This window comes from Chryseosolibacter histidinae (assembly GCF_018598225.1).
Lineage (GTDB): Bacteria > Bacteroidota > Bacteroidia > Cytophagales > Cyclobacteriaceae > Chryseosolibacter > Chryseosolibacter histidini.
Genome location: NZ_JAHESF010000077.1, coordinates 1 through 17,970, shown reverse-complemented (window position 1 = coordinate 17,970; position 17,970 = coordinate 1). Strand labels below are relative to the sequence as shown.

Below are 17,970 nucleotides of genomic sequence, written 5' to 3'. Positions count from 1 at the left end.
GTTCAGGATAACGTGTTTTTTCCACCCGGTTTTTATTGTCAGCGTCTCTCCTTTCAGCGGTCTCAAAGGTAAACCTGTAAACCATTTGTTCGCGCCACCGCTGTGCCCCTGGCAAAAAATGATCTTTTTAGCCCGGAAACCCTTATACTCCACTGCGTCGTGCTCCAGGCGCAACGCATTTTCATCAAAAAATCCTTCTTGCATCAGTCCATTGGCCGCAATGTATTCCCGCACCGCTTTCAGGTATGAAATTGTGTTCAGGTAACCGCATTGTTTCAGCATCAGGCCCCCGAGCGGGTCATTCACCTCACCCTGATACTGCGGTGAAGCATAGACCGATTCAATGTAGTTCGTATACGCTGCGTCGGCGCTCTTCCCCATCCATTCGTTTTGTTCCTCCACGGAAACAAACGGCCTGTACATGGGCATGGGAAAGAAGAACTTTGCGCCGGTTAGCCGCTCCGCTTCCTTATAATACCGGTGCAGGTATGGGAAGAGCTCATCAGCCAGCCAGGTTTTAACGGGGTTCTTACCGGTTACGGGATTGAACATGCCCGCCGCAATACGCGAAGACGTGTTTTTATCACCTTCGTCGATCACCAGGATCCGCCGGCTTAACGCGATCAGCTGCATGGCCGCCGCAGAACCTGCAAGCCCTTGCCCAACAATAATATAATCCAGCAGGTCAGGATCTTTCACGGGCTAAAAATGAGGTAAATAATTGGGCTGATGCAAAAAAGCCCCCTATTTTTGACAGAAATTTTAACATGATCTCGATACAGTCTTTCGTTTTCAACGCCTTTCAGGAGAATACCTTCGTGTTATACGATGAGACCAAAGACTGCGTCGTTGTGGATCCCGGATGTTACGATCAGGAGGAGCGAGACGAGCTGGTGGATTTCATTGCACAGCAGGAGCTCCATGTAAAGTTACTGCTCAACACACACTGCCATGTAGACCATGTGCTGGGCAATTATTTTGTCAGGGAGAAGTACAACACCAGGCTGCTGATCCATGCCGTGGAAGAACGTGTGCTGCGGGCACAAAAGGTCATCGCGCCAAATTATGGCATGGTTCAATACCACGAAGCGTTGCCCGATGCTTACCTAGAAGAGGGTGAGATTGTGAAGTTCGGCAACCAGGAGCTGAAAGTGATCTTCGTTCCCGGGCATTCTCCGGGCCACGTTGCCTTTTACAACGAACAAAGCAAGGTTCTCATCGGTGGCGATGTGCTCTTTTACAACAGTATTGGCAGAACCGACCTTCCCGGCGGAAATTTCGATACGCTGATCGCGAGCATTCACCAAAAACTTTTCACCTTGCCAGATGATGTGAAAGTATATCCGGGCCACGGTCCCGCAACCACCATTGGTTTCGAAAAGCGCACCAATCCGTTCTGTGCAGTAGCCAATGTAAAACTATAGCCTGCAGCGGAGCCTGACTGATCTATGAAAAAAAATCTTCCGAATCTTCTCACCTGCTGCAACCTGCTGTGTGGTTCCCTTGGTATCGTATTTCTGCTGGAAGATCGCGGCGTACCGGCGGCGTACTTCGTGTGGGCAGCCTGCCTCTTCGATTTCTTCGATGGCTTTTCTGCACGGATGCTCAAGGTGGCGTCGCCCATCGGCAAAGAGCTCGATTCGCTGGCGGATGTGATCAGCTTCGGCCTGCTTCCCGCCATGGTGATGTACAAGCTCATCGGTACCACCACCACTTCAGACCTGCTACCCTACCTCGGCTTCCTGGTCGCGGTGTTCTCGGCCGTAAGGCTCGCCATCTTCAACGTAGATGAAACACAGCGCGATTCATTCAAAGGCCTGAACACGCCAGCCAATTCACTGTTCATCACTTCGCTGCCCCTGATCCGGCCGCAGGTAGGTGACTGGTTATACCAGCCCTGGATGCTCATCGCCATTACCATCGTATTCTCCCTCCTGCTCGTTTCCAGGATCGAGATCTTCGCATTGAAATTCAAAAACTTTAAATGGGCCGAGAACAGGGTCAGGTTTACCTTTCTGATCCTCTCGGTATTACTGCTGGCAATACTTCAGGTGCTGGCCATCCCTCTGATCATAATATTGTACATAGTTTTATCGTTAGGGGATAAAGCGCTTTCAGGTTAACCAAAATCCCCCTCAGTTGATCCGCTTCAAAACCATACAATGGGCCGTTTTGGCCATTATTACAGGTGCCTCCCACCTGTTACCCGCCCAATCAACTCAGGCGCCCGGGCTTCATACCGGAAGCTGGTACAAACTTTCTGTTGAACGCGACGGTGTTTACAAGATCAACTTCGACCTGTTGAAAAAAATGGGGGTCGACCCCGGCAAAACAGATCCGTCGAAGATCAGGATCTACGGCAATGGCGGAGGTATGCTGCCGCAGCCGAACAACAGCGCGCGCCACGTTGGCCTGCGCGAGAACGCGATCTTCATCAGTGGCGCTGGCGACGGCAGGTTTGACCGCAACGATTTTATCCTCTTCTATGCAGAAGGTCCTGATAAAAGTGCTTATGATACCAAACGTCATATCTTTTCATTTCAGAACAATCTTTACAGCGATAAAAATTTCTACTTCTTAACCGTGGCGGAAGATGCCGGCAAACGCATGCAGACATCGGAAGACCTGGCCACCAATGCGCCCCTCATCAATACCTTCAACGATTTCACTTATTACGAAAAAGACGAGTTCAGCGTGGAGCATTCAGGTCGCGAATGGTTTGGTGAAAAATTCGGTGGAGATACCAATGAGCACACCTTCTCGTTTACGGCAGCCGGCATCACCAGCGGCTCACCGTTCAAGATCGTCTCGGATGTATTGGGGCAATCGTATAGCAATGCCTCTTTCAAGGTATTCATGAACAACGTAGCGGTGGCCGAGCAATTTGTGCCTCCACTCACCAACAGCCGGTACGCCGCAAAAGGCATTCACAGGAGAGATACCATCAACCTTACATCGTCAGGTGTTGGTGCCGATACAAAGGCATCGCAGCAGATCAAATACCAGTTCATGGAAGGCGAGGGCACCTCAGACGGAGCGCTGGATTTTTTTCTGATCAGCTTTGAACGGAAGCTTGCGCTTTATAATGACCAGACTGTTTTTCTGTCGGAGCAGTCGCTTCAAAATACTTCTTCGAAGTTTGAGGTGAGCAGCGTTCCTCCTGACGGCGGCATCTGGGATATTACCGATCCGGCCAACGTCAAATTACAAGCCTACTCACTGAGCAACCAAGTGGCCACCTTTACCACGGCAACGGGTTATCTGAAAAAATTCATCGTATTCAACAACAAAGTACCGGCGCCCGTCTTCGTTGCCAGGGTGCCGAACCAGGATCTTCGCGGGCAGAGCACACCCAACCTGATCATTGTTGCACATCCGCTGTTCGAAGCAGAGGCACAACGCCTCGCCGATCACCGGCGCTCGTTCAGCAACTGGAGCGTTGAAGTGGTCACACCCGAACAGATCTTCAATGAGTTCTCCAGCGGAAGACAGGACGTTTCTGCGATCCGCGATTTTGTAAAGTATCGCTACAACGTCAATTCATCCAATCTGAAGGCGCTGCTGCTGTTCGGTAAAGGTTCGTATGATTTCAAGGACCGGGTGCCGCAAAACACCAACTATGTGATCACCTACGAATCGAGGAATTCGCTGCATCCCCTGCAGACCTTCTCGTCAGATGATTACTTCGGATTTTTGGAAGACTCAGAAGGCAACTGGGGAGAAGATCCGGTGCAGAACCACACGCTCGACATCGGTGTAGGCCGGCTGCCTGCAGGATCTGTGCAGGAGGCCAGGAATATGATTGACAAGATCATCGACTATGACACCAACCGGAAAGCGCTGGGTTACTGGCGTAAACGCATCGCTTTTGTTGCCGACGACGGAAGCGGCGACGACGGTTTCACAAGCCTGCATCAATACCAGGCAAACCAGCTGGCGGAATACATCGAAGGGCTCGGTGCCGGCGCCGATACGCGGAAGCTCTTCATGGGCAGCTACACCAAGACCGTACAGCCCAACGGTGAATTCACCCCCGCTTTAACAGAAGATGTGATCCGTTCATTCGATGAGGGAACGCTCATCATCAACTACACCGGGCACGGATCTACGAGGCAGTGGGCCGACGAAGATTTTTTCAACAACACACAGATCGGCAAACTGGATAATGACCTCTATCCTTTTCTCGTTACGGCTACCTGCGAGTTCGGCCGGCACGACGACCCCAAGATCATCTCAGGCGCCGAACGTGCCGTGATCCGCCAAAAAGGTGGCGTGATAGGGCTGGTGACCACGGCAAGGCCTGTGAATGCCACCACCAACTTCAACCTGAACCAGGCATTTTACGAGGCATTGTTCCAACACAATGGCAACGTGTACCTGTCTATCGGTGAAGTGTTCAGAAAAACCAAGAACAACAGCACCAGCGGCGTTGCCAACCGTAACTTTTCACTGTTGTGCGATCCTTCCCTGAGCCTGGCGCTGCCCTCCAACACGGTGGAGATCACGTCGCTGGCTACGGCAAAGGGATCAGACACCCTGAAAGCGCTCTCCACGGTGATCGCCAAGGGAGAGGTGAGAGATTTCAGTGGCAAAAGGATCACATCATTCAATGGCACAGTAGAAGTAACGTTGTACGATAAACAGACCTCTTACACCACCATCGGCAAGAACAATCCTGCGTTTACGTACAAGCAATGGAGCAACGCCCTCTTCCGCGGCAGGGCTACCGTCAAAGAAGGGCAGTTCGAGCTTAGCTTCATGATGCCCAAAAACATTGCCTACCAGGTGGCGGAAGGAAAATTCAGCCTGTATGCATCAGACCCTGAAACACACCAGGACGCGAGTGGGGCTGACGTTGACTTCAAGATCGGCGAAACCGAAACAGACGTAGCACCCGACAACAGCGCTCCCATGATCAGGTTATTCATGAGCGACACTACTTTTGCCAGTGGCGGCATTGTTCCCCCCGATACCTATCTGGTGGCGAACCTCCGCGACAACAACGGCATCAATATTTCCGGTTACGGCATCGGCAACAGCATCATTGCCACCCTTGACGGCGATGCGGCGAGTTACATTCTCAATGATCACTATGTCGCCAATATAGACGACCCTACTTCGGGCTGGATCCGGTATCCCATCAAAGGCCTCGCTCCCGGCAGGCACACTCTTACCGTAAAAGCATGGGATATTTTCAACAACAGCGCCGAAGCCTCCATCGAGTTTGTGGTCACGGGAAGCGAAAACCTGGTGATCGAATCGTTCGGAAATTACCCCAATCCTTTCCGGGAAAGCACCACATTGTTCTTTACCCACAACCGCTCCGGTGACGACCTTCAGGCACAGGTATTTATACAATCGATGACGGGCGAAACCGTAAAAAGTGGCGAATTGATGATCCCTGCCAGCGATTACCGGGTTAATTTACTGGAACTGAGCAACGCGGATGGTTTCGACAAAAAACTGTCGGCGGGGTTATACTTAGCCCGTGTTATTGTTCGTTCCCTAACGAACGGTTCTAAAAATGAGCAGGTTACAAAACTTATTATCCTGAATTGATTATCTTTACAGCCTTGAAAAAAGAATTAATGAAGCTTAGAATTGCGCTCCTTTCCCTTGCGGTGTCCAGCCTTTACGGGAACGCATATTGCCAGAACACCAACCCCACAGCTCCCGACCTTATTGGGGCTCAAAAGGCTATCACTACGGCAGTGCCATTCCTGACCATTACGCCCGATGCCCGCCATGCCGGTCTTGGCGATGCTGGTGTTGCCAGCTCACCTGATGCGAACGCTGCTTACTGGAATGCCGGCAAACTTGCCTTCATTGATAAAAAATACGGTGGAAGTTTTTCCTACACTCCCTGGCTTGGAAAGATCGTGAACGACATGTGGATCTCGTCGCTGGCGGGTTTCTACCAGATCACACGCGAGCAGGCTGTGGCCGTTTCGTTAAAATATTTTGACCTGGGCGAGATCAGCTTCAGGAACGAGAGCAATGAGCCTATGGGTGACTTCAACCCGAAGGAAGCCGCTTTCGATGCCACCTATTCACGCATGCTTTCTGAAAATTTGGGTGTAGGTGTTACCGGCCGGTATATTTTTTCAAATCTTACCGGAGCATTCTCGGGTCAAGACGCTCAGGCCGGAAACAGTGTTGCGGCAGATGTAGGAGTTTACTATACCAAGCCTTTGCAAAGTGCCAAGAATTCCACCCTGTCGCTGGGTGCCCAGATCTCCAACATCGGGGCCAAGATCTCTTATACAGACAATAACAACAAAGATTTTCTACCTACCAACCTAAGGCTTGGTGGCGCTTTCAATACCCAGCTCGATCAGTTCAATACCATCACTTTCCTGCTTGACTTCAACAAGCTCTTGGTGCCGAGCGTACCCGGAGACCAGACCCTGCTCAGCGGCATGTTCGGATCGTTCAGTGATGCTCCCGGCGGCGGCAAGGAAGAGCTGCGTGAGATCATGGTATCCGGAGGTATTGAATACTGGTACCACGAGATCTTTTCAGCCCGCCTCGGTTATTTCTCCGAAGCGAAAGACAAAGGCAACCGCAAGTATCTCACGTTAGGAACCGGCTTCCGCAGAAATAACTTCGGGATCGACGTTGCCTACATCGTACCTACCAATCAGCGGGAGCACCCCCTGGCAGAAACCCTGCGGTTCACCATACTGTTGCAAATACCCAACAGCGGACCTGCTGAAGAATCTGTTACCGATTGATCTCTTCAATGCTAGACAGGAAATCAGCACCGGGCTACGTACAGGACACATCTTTCGATCTGATCAAACCCCAACAAACGTCGCTTCCGAACGGCGTGGATATCTTCTTTATTCATGGCGGCTCGCAAGACGTTTTAAAGATCGAGCTAACCTTCAAAGCCGGAAGGTGGTTTGAGACAACGTGGGGTGCAGCGCATTTCACATCGCACCTGCTGGCGAAGGGAACTAAGAACAAAAGCAGCTTCGAGATAGCCCAATGGTTTGACCGCTACGGCGCGCACCTGGAAGTGAATGCCGGGCTCGACATGGTGTCGATCTCGCTTTATACGCTTACCAAAAACCTGCAGCCCGTCATTGGCCTCTTACAAGAGATATTGCAGCAACCTGTGTTTCCGGAGAAAGAGCTCGAACAGTCAAAGTCGATCTATATTCAGAACCTGAAAGTCAATCACGAGAAAACAAGCTTCCTCGCCGCTAAACATTTCAGAAAAAATCTTTTCGGAGAAGATCATCCTTACGGGAAAGAGATCGAGGAAGGCGACGTGAACAACCTTCAGCAGAAAGATCTCTTCGATCACTTTAACACAAGAATTCAGCACTTTTCTGTTTTTGTCTCCGGAAAATTCGACCGCACAGACGAAGCGCTGATCGCCGATACCTTTTCCAAATGGAAACCTGGCGCTGTGGCGGAAGGGAAAACAAAACCTGTGAACCTGAAACCTGCAAGTGAGCGCATTGAAAAAGAAGGAAGCGTTCAATCGTCTCTCCGCATGGGAACAAGGTCAGTTTTGCGCACACATCCCGACTACGCAAAAGTGGTTTTTGTCAGCCACATCCTCGGCGGATACTTCGGCTCGCGCCTGATGAAGAACATCCGGGAGGAGAAAGGACTCACCTACGGCATCCATGCATCGCTTCAGCCCCTGCGCCACGATAGTTACCTCGCGATAGGCGCCGATGTGAATAAAGAAAATGTTGACCTCGCATTCTCGGAGATCAGAAAAGAATTGAAACGCCTCCGGGAAGAAAAAATATCATTCGACGAGCTCGAAACTGCCCGCAATCATTTTATCGGAAGCCTGCAGTCAGAGCTCACCACACCTTTCGCACACGCCGATAAGCTGAGGGCTATTTATTTGTACGGATTGCCCGCCGACTACTTTCAGCGCATGATCGCCACCGTACAGCAAACCAGCGTAGCCCAGGTCATGGAAACCAGCGAACAATATTTCAATGAAGAAAAATTCTTTGAAATAGCTGTGGGATAATTCGGTTACGCACACCTCACATTCGTTTATTGCCGCCTGCCGTCAGTCATAAAGGCATACTTTTATTATGCGATGACATCATAAAAACGCTGTCGGGTATGGAACAACAAACGATCGAACAAACTTTATCAAATTCATTTACTGTCGCTCCGGGTGTGTGGGGAAGGAAAGATACATTCGTGAACTACTACATCATTCAGGATGATACGTCAGGCTCATGGGCCCTGGTGGATGCAGGGCTCAAGTGGTCAGCCCCTACGATCAAGAATATGGCAAAAGAGATCTTCGGCACGGCAAGCAGGCCGGCAGCCATTATTCTGACTCACGGTCATTTCGATCACGTTGGCGCATTGCTTACCCTTGCCACGGATTGGGATGTGCCCGTGTATGCCCATCCGCTGGAGCTTCCTTTCCTCACTGGCAAAGCCTCCTATCCGCCGCCTGACCCATCCGTTGGCGGAGGTATGATGGCCTATATGTCGTTCCTGTACCCCAAAGGTCCCATCGATGTATCCGAATACATCCACAAGCTTCCCGACGATAATACCATACCAGGGCTTCCCGAATGGAAGTACATTCATACACCAGGACATTCTCCCGGACACATTAGCCTGTTCCGTGAAAAAGACAAGGTGCTCATTGCCGGCGACGCTTTTGTAACCACTAAAGCGGAATCAGCGGTGCATGCGCTCACGCACCTGAGTCATCTTTCCGGTCCTCCGAAATATTTCACCTGCAACTGGGCTTCGGCAAAGCTGTCGGTGATCAAGCTGGCAGCGCTCGATCCTGAAGTGATCGCCACAGGTCATGGCAAACCCATGCAAGGTGAAGAAATGAGACTGGAGCTTAACAATCTTTCACGGCACTTCGATCAGCTTGCGGTACCCGCGCAGGGCCGTTATGTTAACGAGCCCGCCATCACCACCGAGCAAGGTGTTTTGTATGTTCCGCCTGCCACTGAAAAGATCCCTGTGCTTGTGAAAACCATTGGCGTCTCGCTTGCACTACTCTCCATTGGGTGGATCGCGTATCAGCAGGTGAGGAAGAGCAGGAGCACGGATCTTGCGGGGTTGCTTGGGAATTAGAAGTCAGAAGCCAGGAGTCAGAAGAAGGAGTAAGAATTAAGGAGTAAGGAGTAAGGAGGAATACGGTGATGTAACGCAGACGTACTTCGTATATCGTACCTCGTACTTCCTTAAGACGATACTGATTTTCAAGACTCCACAGCCGTAAACTGTGGACTTATAAAAAAAACCGCCTGATCGTGAGACCAGGCGGTGCCTTTTTATGAAAAGGGAGAGGTTGTTACTTGTTTTCTTTTAGCGCGGGCACCATGGTTTTGGCCATTTCAGCACCGATCAGCGATTCGATGAGGCCCATGTTGCTCTTGCCATCTTTTCCGCTTTCGATGTATACCTGCGGAAATTTAAGCTCGGCCAGTTTTTCCGCCACACCTATGGCAGTCTCTTTCTGGATCTGAGCGCGCTCCTGTGGTGTAAGACCTGCCGCCACTTTCAATCTGTTGGCTTCAGCCTGTGCACGTTCGCGAACCAGGTTCTGCTCTGATTCGAGACGCGCCGTTTGCAGCGCAATCTCCGCGAGCTGCTTCTTGGTGGTTTCCTGTTTCAGCTGCGTTTCGATAGCGATCAGCTGCTTCACCTGTTCTTTCTCCTGGTCCATACGCTCTTTCGCCTTGTCGCGCTCACCTTCTGCGAGGATACGCTGCTGTTCGGCTTTGGCGGTTTCGATCTTTTCCATCTCGATACGCTTTTGAGCCGAGATATCGCGCTGTGCTTCGAGGCGTTGCTTGAACGCAGGCTCGGGATACACTTCGTCAACGATCACCTGCGTAACGGTGATGTTGTTCTTGGTGATCTCGTGCGGTATGCGGATCAGCTTGCCGTCTTTGTCGGTTTTGCGAATGATCCTGTATCGCGTGTTGATCTCCTTGATGGTTCTCGGTCCGGCGATCTGGATCGAAGCATAGATGGTGTCGTTATACTCACGCCTTTCGGTAGAGAAACCTCCGTACTTCAGCTGATCGTCGATGGCCTGCCTGAAATCCGTTGCCGCACCTGAAATGTAATCCTGGGCTGCAAACATGTAACCTGTGTTACTCACCTGTTCCTTGATGGTAGGGATCAGGGTGTTGTTGATCAGGTTCGTAGGATTACGGAACGACTCGGCCAGCGCCCTGAACGTTTCCGGATCTTCGGGCATCTTCATACGCACCGAGATCTGCACGGCAGCGCTCACACGGTCAATGAACGTGATGCCGATACCAGGCACAGTCTCCTTCTGCCCACCCGGCATCTGGAAGACAACTTTATCGACGATGATACCTTCAATGCCTTCGGTGGGTTCGCCTTCACCGACAACTTTGATATCGATCTCTTTCTGCCACTCCTGGATGGTGGCGAACCACCTGAACTTAAATCCGGACGTGAACACCGTGCTCCATCCACCGGTAGGATACACCAGGTAATACTGGTGACCAAAACGCGAGTAGAAGAACAGCGAATTGCTCATCGCCATCACAAGACCGGCAACAAGCAGTACCATCACCTTCAGCTTGTCCTGAAGAATGGTAAGCGGTCCGTTGGTAAATCTGCTGCGTAAAACATAACCTGCCAATACAACCAGTATCAGCAATACGCCAATAAAGCTCAATGCACCTAGCATAGGGGTGTTTTTTTGGTTAAAGGGTTTAAAAAAATAAACTAAGATTGAAATTCAGCTTCTCCATGAACCCGGAGCGTGCCGTGGCATTTTGTATGTGTAAGAATGAGATTCTACATGCCCGTGAAAATTTTGGATTCTATACCTCAGGATCGCGGCAGGTAACCAGGCATTTTTCTTGGCCAGGAGTCAGAAGTCAGGAGCCAGGAGTCAGAAGAAGGAGTAAGAATTAAGGAGTAAGGAGTAAGTATTGTGACATCACGAAAGTGGTACCTCGTACTTTTTCAGTATGCAAAGTGAATTTCAGAACTTCACGGCTGTGGACCGTCGACTGTGGTCCGTGGACTATTCAACTATTCAACTTTCAAAGAATCTTCACTCACAAGATCGTTCGATGTCATAGTTCCGTAGACGATCCTTGAGTTTCCGGAGACGAGCAGGCTTGTGATGAGCGGCTTTTCTGCGATGTAGAGAACAGCTTCGTCTGCGAGGTGTGCACGACTGATGACTCGTGTTTTTCCGGTGACGATGATGGCCTGGTCACGTACGGATTCGAAGCGGAGCTCTTTGCTGGTGACGTCACTGAGATCGAGGGTGCAGTTGCCACTCATATCTTTTACGATAATGCGGCTGCACTTGCCGCGGAAGGCAACTTTGCCGTCGCCCCGCACGGTAATGGTCACTGTATATTTGGGGCAATAAATGATACCTGAAAGGTCAAAAATCCCTTCAACCTGCACATTGGCATCTCCGTGACTGCCGATAAGTATGGAATCGTCTTTCAGATCTCCTTTGAAAACAAACTTTTGTTTTCGCACTCTTCCCTTCATTGCATGTAATTATTTCTTACTGTTTGGCTTTACAGACAGCAGAAAATCGATGGAGTATTTGCCGCTACCAAGTATTAAAACTGTTATATAGATAAAAAGATACAAAAGTGGCAACTCTTTTTTTCCGAACGGATCATCGGCATGTGCGACGAACGCTGCCGTCAGCATGGTGATGATGAGCGGAATCGTTGCCAGTCGTGTGCCCAGTCCAACGAGCACAAACGTTGAGCAGATCACCTCGGCAAACACAGCGAGGCTCAATGAAACTGCAGGCCCCATTCCAAGCACATCACGGAACTGGACCTCCCCTCCCGCCATCAGCTTATAGAACTTCGGAAAACCGTGCGTGAACATGAATACCGTAACCAAAACCCTCAGCAACAGCAGCCACAGGTCGAGGTGCTGCTGGTTGAATCCTGTTTTTAATGTTCTTCTCATGCCCAAAGTTAATACTCTCCGCCGTCTCATCACGGTTCCTTTCCCTGCCTTCGTTACGTTCTTTTTCACGGTTGATGCGGTACGTAAACGTTAGCATAAACTGCCGCATCCTCCCCTGAAAAACAGATTCGGAAAAATAATCCTCTGTATCAACGACCGATCTGCGCTTTCTCGTATTGAAGAGGTCGCTAACATTTGCCGTAACCGTTCCCTTGCCCTTCAGCACATCCCGCGAAAGCGCCAGGTCGAGCGAATAAACAGAAAGTTGTTTTCCCTGCGGTGTGATGCGCGGCGCACGGTAGTTGAACGATGCCTGAAAATTCAGCGACTTAAAAAATGTGATACGCGAAGTGGTGCGGGTAGTCCAGGTGTAGGTATCACTGTGTAACCGGTGGCCTTCATAGGTGCCGTCGGTAATCGCGCGATAAAAATTGGCGCTGGTGTTGATCCTCCACCAATTCTGCACATTGAGCGATAGATTGAATTCCAGCCCATAGGCATTTTCCTGGGCCATGTTGATGGGCATAATGATACGTGTGCTGTCGTTACCGTCAGGGGTTGTAACAATGCGCTGGATCACATTTGAACGGTGGCGATGATAGATGCTGGAAAGCACCGATCCGTTCTTCCAGTCGAGCAGATACCCGGCCTCGATGGAGTGGGTATATTCAGGCTGAAGGTTTGGATTGCCAACGAAGAATACCCGCGAATCCCTGAAATCAGAAAAAGGCATCAGGTCGCGGAACTCGGGCCTGCTGATGCGATAACTGTAGCTGAACTGCAACGTTTTGCTTTCGCGGATGGCGTAAGAGATGCTGGCGCTGGGAAAGAAATTATAATACTTCCGTGGATTGATCACCTGCGTCTCTGTGAGCTCCGTGGTAATATCCGAGTACTCGAAGCGAACACCGCCCTGCAATGAAAGTTTGTTAAACCGGTTGCTGCCCATCAGGTAAGCTGCGTGCACACGTTCGGTATAGATCAGGTTGTTAGAGTATGCCGGAAACATGATCCAGTTGCCTTCACCATCAAGCTCCTGCAACCGGAATTCGTTCCGGATGGTGCGTGTGGCAGTTTTCAAACCTGTCTCCAATTTTCCTTCCTTCGACAAAGGATGAATGTAGTCGCTCTGAAAAAGCCAGTTCACCTCGTTGGCCAGGTTGTCGGCGTATTGCAGTTTTGGTGTTGCTCCCTCCTGGCCTTCGGTATAGTTGGTGGTCTCGTTATCTACACTTTTGATCCATTTGAGATCGGCCGTCAGCGTCTGGCCTTTTTTGCTGAAGTCACGCTTAAAGTTCAGGGAGCCTTCGATGTTCTTTTCATCTTCCTGCTCGCGCTCTGTGCGGATCACTGTACCTTCAGGCATGTCGTTCTTGAAATCTCTGTACACCGTGGTGGACCTTGTAATGCCATCGCCGGTATTGTAGAGGAACGACCCGGTGAGCGTGCTTTTGTCAGTGGCAAAATAATCCAGGCCCAGCATCAGGTTGTGCGAGGTCTCGCCGGAGATACGATCGTTGTCCTGGCGGTAGCTCGAGTCTGTTCCAATGAATCGCTGAAAAGAATGTCCGCGACCCGGGCGCCTGCGATAGTCCACGCCATAACTCGAAAACAGGTTCACATCTTTTCTGCGCACGTTGATGGTATACGATCCTCCATAAAACTCCGGGTGGCCCACGTTGGCAGTGATGGTACCATTGATACCTTTCTGCTGGTTTTTCTTCATGATGATGTTGATGATGCCCACCTCGCCCGCAGCATCATAACGCGACGAAGGATTGGTGATGATCTCAACGCGCTCTACCAAATTGCCTTGCAGCTTTCGCAACGCGTCAGGGTCGCGGCTGGTGAGGCCCGAGGGTCGCCCATCGATCAGGATCCTTACGTTCTCGCTGCCGCGCAGACTCACCACGCCATCGGGATCGACATTGACAGAGGGAAGGTTGCCAAGAATATCCGCTGCACTGCCGCCGATGTTGCTGAGGTCTTTGCCGACATTAAAAACACGCTTGTCGAGCTGAAGCTCCATCTGCGATTTTTCTCCTGTAACAACCACTTCTTTCAGCAAGCGCGAGCTCGAACGGAGTGTGATGGTGCCCAGGTCAACATTCTGTGTAGCGAAATTTACGGGGACAGTCTTTTCTTCGAACGACAGGAACGAGATCTTCAGGTAGTATTGGCCGGGTTTGGCGCTGATGCGGAATTTGCCAGCTTCATCGGTGACTGCTCCTCCCACCATGGTTGAATCTGCGCCGCCATACAATGCCACGCTTGCATATGGGATCACGCTGCCCTGATCGTCGCTGATGGTGCCCTGAATGGCGGGACCATTGTCTTGCGACAATCCGGGAACAGCGTATGCAAGCAACAATGACAACCAGTAATATTTCATATGATCCAGAACGGTATAAACTTGCCAAAGGTGGGACCATACTTTGAGGGAATTTTGAAGTTCCCTGCGCAGGGGCACAAACGGTGGTCAACGGGCGACAGAAAGCTTGTCCGCTGTAAAATCAAGCTTCAGCAGGTGCCATGGTTCCTCAAATTGATAACAGACGGAAAACCTGCTTACTTCACTGATCCGTTTTACAATGGAAAGTCCGAGGCCGATGGAATCGCCGCTCTGGTTGCTCTTCCTAAACCGCTGAAACAGTTGCTCCGTAGGTATCCCGGGGCGGGGGCCAGTGTTCTGGATCGAAAGGCTGCCGGCATTCAGCTTCACTTTGATGGTACCGTGCTCATGGTTGTGACGGATGGCATTGCTGAACAGGTTCGTCAGCAGAATATCGGTGAGCGCCGGATGAAGCTTCACAAAAACATTTTCTTCGATATCGGTTTCCAACGCAATGGATTTCATCTCCATCAGCTCGGTAAGTGAAAAAATGGTCTTGTGTACGGCCGTACTGAGGTTTACAGGTTCGTGAGGCTCATACTCCTGGTTCTCGAGCTTCGTGAGCAGTGTCAACGACTGATTGATGCGTGACAATCTTTCAATGGCTTCATGCGCAGAGAGGATCAACCGGGCCTGTTCATCGCTGATACCCGATTCGAGCAGAAGCTCGAGCTTGCCGCGGATGATGGCCAGCGGTGTTTGCAGCTCGTGGGACGCATTTTCCGTAAACTCTTTCAGTGCCCGGTAATCGTGCAATGCCTTGTCGGTCATCTTACCCAGGAATGTATTCAGCGTTTTAAACTCATCGGTGCGGGTCTCGGGCAACCGGATGGGTTCCTTCTGTTTCAGGTTGAAAGCTTGAATCACGCGAAGGCTCTGATTGAATGGCGAAAGGATCTTCTTCGAGATCAAAATACTGGTAAGCCCCACCACAACCAGCAGCAAAAAAAAGATCCAGCTCAGCGAAAGCACCACTCCCCTGAGGGTCTCTTCAGGCTCCGGCGCAAAATCTTTGGCCGTGATGGCGTAGTGATGGCCATGAATGGTATAGGAGGCTGTTGCCCAGATCTGTCTTTCCGTGCCCTGAAACTTAGAGTGCCAGCCCATGGTGTCGCGCACATGAAAACGGATGCGTGGCGCCGCCAGGTCTATCTCTGTTATTTCGATATTGGGCGACTGAAGTGAATCGGGCCTGGTTCCTGTTTTCAACATTCGCCTTGCATCTTCAATACGTCCGCGCAGTCTTCTCACCTCCTCTTCGTCGTTCTCGTGCTGCACACTTCTGAAAACAATAACGCCACCAGCCAGCAGCACCAACGAGGTCATGGCCAGATACCAGAGTGCAAATTTATTGACCAGCTTCATGCGGTGTGGGTATTGAATTTATAACCCAGTCCATACACGGTGCCGATGTAGTCTTTACCATTGGCAGCGCTTATTTTTTTGCGCAGATTCTTCACGTGCTGGTACACAAAATCGAAGTTGGCCAGGTTGTCTGCATAGTCGCCCCACAGGTGTTCAGCGATAGACTGGCGGGTGAGCACCCGGTTCTTGTTGATGAGGAAATACAACAGCAGGTCGAATTCTTTTTTTGTGAGCTCGAGCAGGGCATCGTTCACACGGGCTTCGAGGGTGGCTGTGTTCACGCTGATCTCATTGAAGCTTACCACATGATCGCCGTCGAGATTTTTCCGGCGGTAGATAGCTTTCAGTCGCGCGTGAAGCTCCGGCAGGTGAAAAGGTTTTGTCAGGTAATCATCTGCGCCCAGCTCCAGTCCGTTCACTTTGTCGTCAAGGGCATTTTTGGCTGAGATGATCAGCACACTGCTGCCTGCCTTTCTCGTGCGGATGAATTCCAGCAGGTCGAGGCCATCGCCATCGGGCAGCATAATGTCGAGAATAATACAATCGTATTGGTAAGCGGCTATTTTATCCTGTGCCTCGCCATAAGTATAACCATGCTCGCAGACGCAGGCTTCGCGCGCCAGGTAGCCCCGGATATTCTCTGCCAGCTCACGGTTATCTTCCACGATCAGCACCTTCATCATACAGCAAAGTTAAGCTGCTATTTGAAGGAATCTTGAAGTATTTTGCTGGATTGGGGGAAGAGTCCACAGTCGATGGTCCACTGTCCACAGCCGTGAGGTGTTTTTTCAAAGCGTTGCTCACTTTGATGAAGGTACGAGGTACAATTGCCGTGGTCTGTCGACCGTGGTCCGTGGACTCTCAATTAAGCATCCACTCGATCCTTTTGAAGGTCTCTTCGTGGGTCTGCTCGTTTTGAATATTGCTCTGGATGCTTTTGATCATTTCGTTCGATCTTTCGCGGGGGTATCCGAATTTCACAGCAAACAGGTTGCAGAGCTTCATCTCCTCGTCATGCACCGAGTTATCAACAGACATCATGTGCACGAGGTCATAGAACTGTGAAAATTTTTCGAACTTATCTGCCGGAACCTCAAACGCGATGGTGTGAGGGTTCCTGTGTATATCCTTCAGGTGACCTTCGCTGATGTTGTTTCGTTTGGCGATCACCTTCAACAGCTCATTTTCAGACGCATCGAAGTTGCCATCGGCGGCAGCCATCTCGATCAGGTTTTTCATGTGACTTCTGGCAGTGCCTTTGCCCTGCCTGAACATGTTCAGAATATCAGAGAAGTTCATAATGTCAAAAGGGGTTTTGGTTGGGCTGATTGTAAAGGTAATTAATTGGAGAATTTAAGGCAAGGGAGAAAAGCAAGGAGCCAGAAGTCAGGAGTCAGTAGTCAGAAGGGTGAGGCGGAGAGTAAGAAGTAAGGAGTAAGAATGGGGATATAGAAAAAAACCCCGGATAGGACCGGGGTTAGAAATATGATTAGTTTTTCTTGTCGAGGTCGGGCAGAATGAAGTCATCCAACGGACTGGGTAGCTTCATGGCGGCTTCGATGTCTTCAACTTTTCTCGGGGCGGAAGCGGACAGGTGCTCGTTTCCGTCTTTTGTGATGAGGTAATCATCTTCGATCCTTACAGCTATGCCCCACCATTTCTTATCGCAATTGGCCTGCTCGGGGATGTAGATACCGGGTTCGATGGTGATCACCATGTTCTCTTTCAGCTGGCTGTATTCACCGCGGTCGTGCACATCGAGCCCGATGTGGTGGCAGCAGCCATGGGGATAGTAACGGTGTTTCTCGGTCTCGCTCTTGATGATGCCCAGGTCTTTCAATCCTTTGTTCACAACTTCCTGCGTCACCTGTGTGAGCTGTCTGAAGGTGGTTCCCGGCTTGCAGATCTTCATCGCTTCTTCCTGCGCCTTCAGCACAAGCTCGTAGATCTGTTTTTGTTCGGGCGAGAATTTACCTGACACGGGAATGGTGCGTGTAATGTCGGCGGTATAACCCCTGTATTCGGCACCGAGGTCCATCAGGATAAGCTCCTTGGAAGTGATGTTAGGCTTATAGTTATCGATGTAGTGGAGAATGCAGCCATTATGCCCGGCACCGACAATAGACGGATAGCCCAGGTCTTCTGCCTGGTATTTTTTGAACACATATTCATGGATGCCCTGGATCTCACGCTCAGACATTCCGGGTTTCATGGCTTTCATCACCTCCAGCTGGCCGGCACACGAGATGCGGACAGCCTTGCGG

15 protein-coding genes are annotated in these 17,970 nt (G+C 50.6%); 6 read left to right on the top strand and 9 right to left on the bottom strand.

What is annotated here, in order from left to right:
• Positions 1-699, bottom strand: a 699-nt coding sequence (locus tag KK083_RS31835; RefSeq protein ID WP_254170207.1) for an NAD(P)/FAD-dependent oxidoreductase, incomplete at its 3' end; no start/stop codon positions are given.
• 68 nt (positions 700-767) lie between these two features.
• On the opposite strand from KK083_RS31835, the gene KK083_RS31830 reads away from it, so the two are divergent.
• From KK083_RS31830 to KK083_RS31805, 6 genes are all read left to right on the top strand, one after another.
• The gene (locus KK083_RS31830) at positions 768-1,424 is read left to right on the top strand and encodes an MBL fold metallo-hydrolase (RefSeq protein WP_254170206.1); all 657 of its coding nucleotides are present in this window, start codon (positions 768-770) and stop codon (positions 1,422-1,424) included.
• Positions 1,425-1,448: 24 nt separating this feature from the next.
• The gene (gene pssA, locus KK083_RS31825) at positions 1,449-2,123 is read left to right on the top strand and encodes a CDP-diacylglycerol--serine O-phosphatidyltransferase (protein ID WP_254170205.1); all 675 of its coding nucleotides are present in this window, start codon (positions 1,449-1,451) and stop codon (positions 2,121-2,123) included.
• Positions 2,124-2,139: 16 nt separating this feature from the next.
• Entirely contained in the window at positions 2,140-5,559 is a 3,420-nt protein-coding gene (porU, locus tag KK083_RS31820; RefSeq protein ID WP_254170204.1) for a type IX secretion system sortase PorU, read from the top strand.
• Between the two features lie 29 nt (positions 5,560-5,588).
• Positions 5,589-6,734: a type IX secretion system outer membrane channel protein PorV gene (gene porV, locus KK083_RS31815; protein ID WP_254170203.1), complete on the top strand. Its 1,146-nt coding sequence runs from the start codon at positions 5,589-5,591 to the stop codon at positions 6,732-6,734.
• Positions 6,735-6,742: 8 nt separating this feature from the next.
• A complete protein-coding gene (locus tag KK083_RS31810; RefSeq protein ID WP_254170202.1) occupies positions 6,743-8,002 on the top strand; it encodes a M16 family metallopeptidase in 1,260 nt (419 codons plus the stop codon).
• A 98-nt stretch (positions 8,003-8,100) separates the two neighbouring features.
• On the top strand, positions 8,101-9,087 hold the full coding sequence (locus tag KK083_RS31805) for an MBL fold metallo-hydrolase (RefSeq protein ID WP_254170201.1): 987 nt from the start codon (positions 8,101-8,103) through the stop codon (positions 9,085-9,087).
• A 220-nt stretch (positions 9,088-9,307) separates the two neighbouring features.
• Here KK083_RS31805 and KK083_RS31800 read toward each other — a convergent pair whose 3' ends face one another.
• The 8 genes from KK083_RS31800 to KK083_RS31765 form a co-directional block, all read right to left on the bottom strand.
• Positions 9,308-10,684 carry an SPFH domain-containing protein gene (locus KK083_RS31800; protein WP_254170200.1) on the bottom strand — a complete coding sequence of 459 codons (1,377 nt, stop codon included), beginning with the start codon at positions 10,682-10,684 and terminating at the stop codon, positions 9,308-9,310.
• A 350-nt stretch (positions 10,685-11,034) separates the two neighbouring features.
• A complete protein-coding gene (locus KK083_RS31795; protein WP_254170199.1) occupies positions 11,035-11,511 on the bottom strand; it encodes a hypothetical protein in 477 nt (158 codons plus the stop codon).
• Between the two features lie 9 nt (positions 11,512-11,520).
• Positions 11,521-11,949: a DoxX family protein gene (locus tag KK083_RS31790; RefSeq protein WP_254170198.1), complete on the bottom strand. Its 429-nt coding sequence runs from the start codon at positions 11,947-11,949 to the stop codon at positions 11,521-11,523.
• Positions 11,834-14,341, bottom strand: a complete 2,508-nt coding sequence (locus KK083_RS31785) for a TonB-dependent receptor (protein WP_254170197.1) — start codon at positions 14,339-14,341, stop codon at positions 11,834-11,836. Before KK083_RS31785 ends, KK083_RS31790 begins: the two co-directional genes overlap by 116 nt.
• Positions 14,342-14,428: 87 nt before the next feature.
• Entirely contained in the window at positions 14,429-15,706 is a 1,278-nt protein-coding gene (locus KK083_RS31780) for a sensor histidine kinase (protein WP_254170196.1), read from the bottom strand.
• Complete coding sequence (locus KK083_RS31775; RefSeq protein ID WP_317195260.1) at positions 15,703-16,389, bottom strand: response regulator transcription factor; 687 nt, start codon at positions 16,387-16,389, stop codon at positions 15,703-15,705. Before KK083_RS31775 ends, KK083_RS31780 begins: the two co-directional genes overlap by 4 nt.
• A gap of 178 nt (positions 16,390-16,567) precedes the next feature.
• Entirely contained in the window at positions 16,568-17,005 is a 438-nt protein-coding gene (locus KK083_RS31770; protein ID WP_254170195.1) for a tellurite resistance TerB family protein, read from the bottom strand.
• A gap of 190 nt (positions 17,006-17,195) precedes the next feature.
• Positions 17,196-17,970, bottom strand: a 775-nt coding sequence (locus KK083_RS31765) for a M24B family metallopeptidase (RefSeq protein WP_254170194.1), incomplete at its 5' end; no start/stop codon positions are given.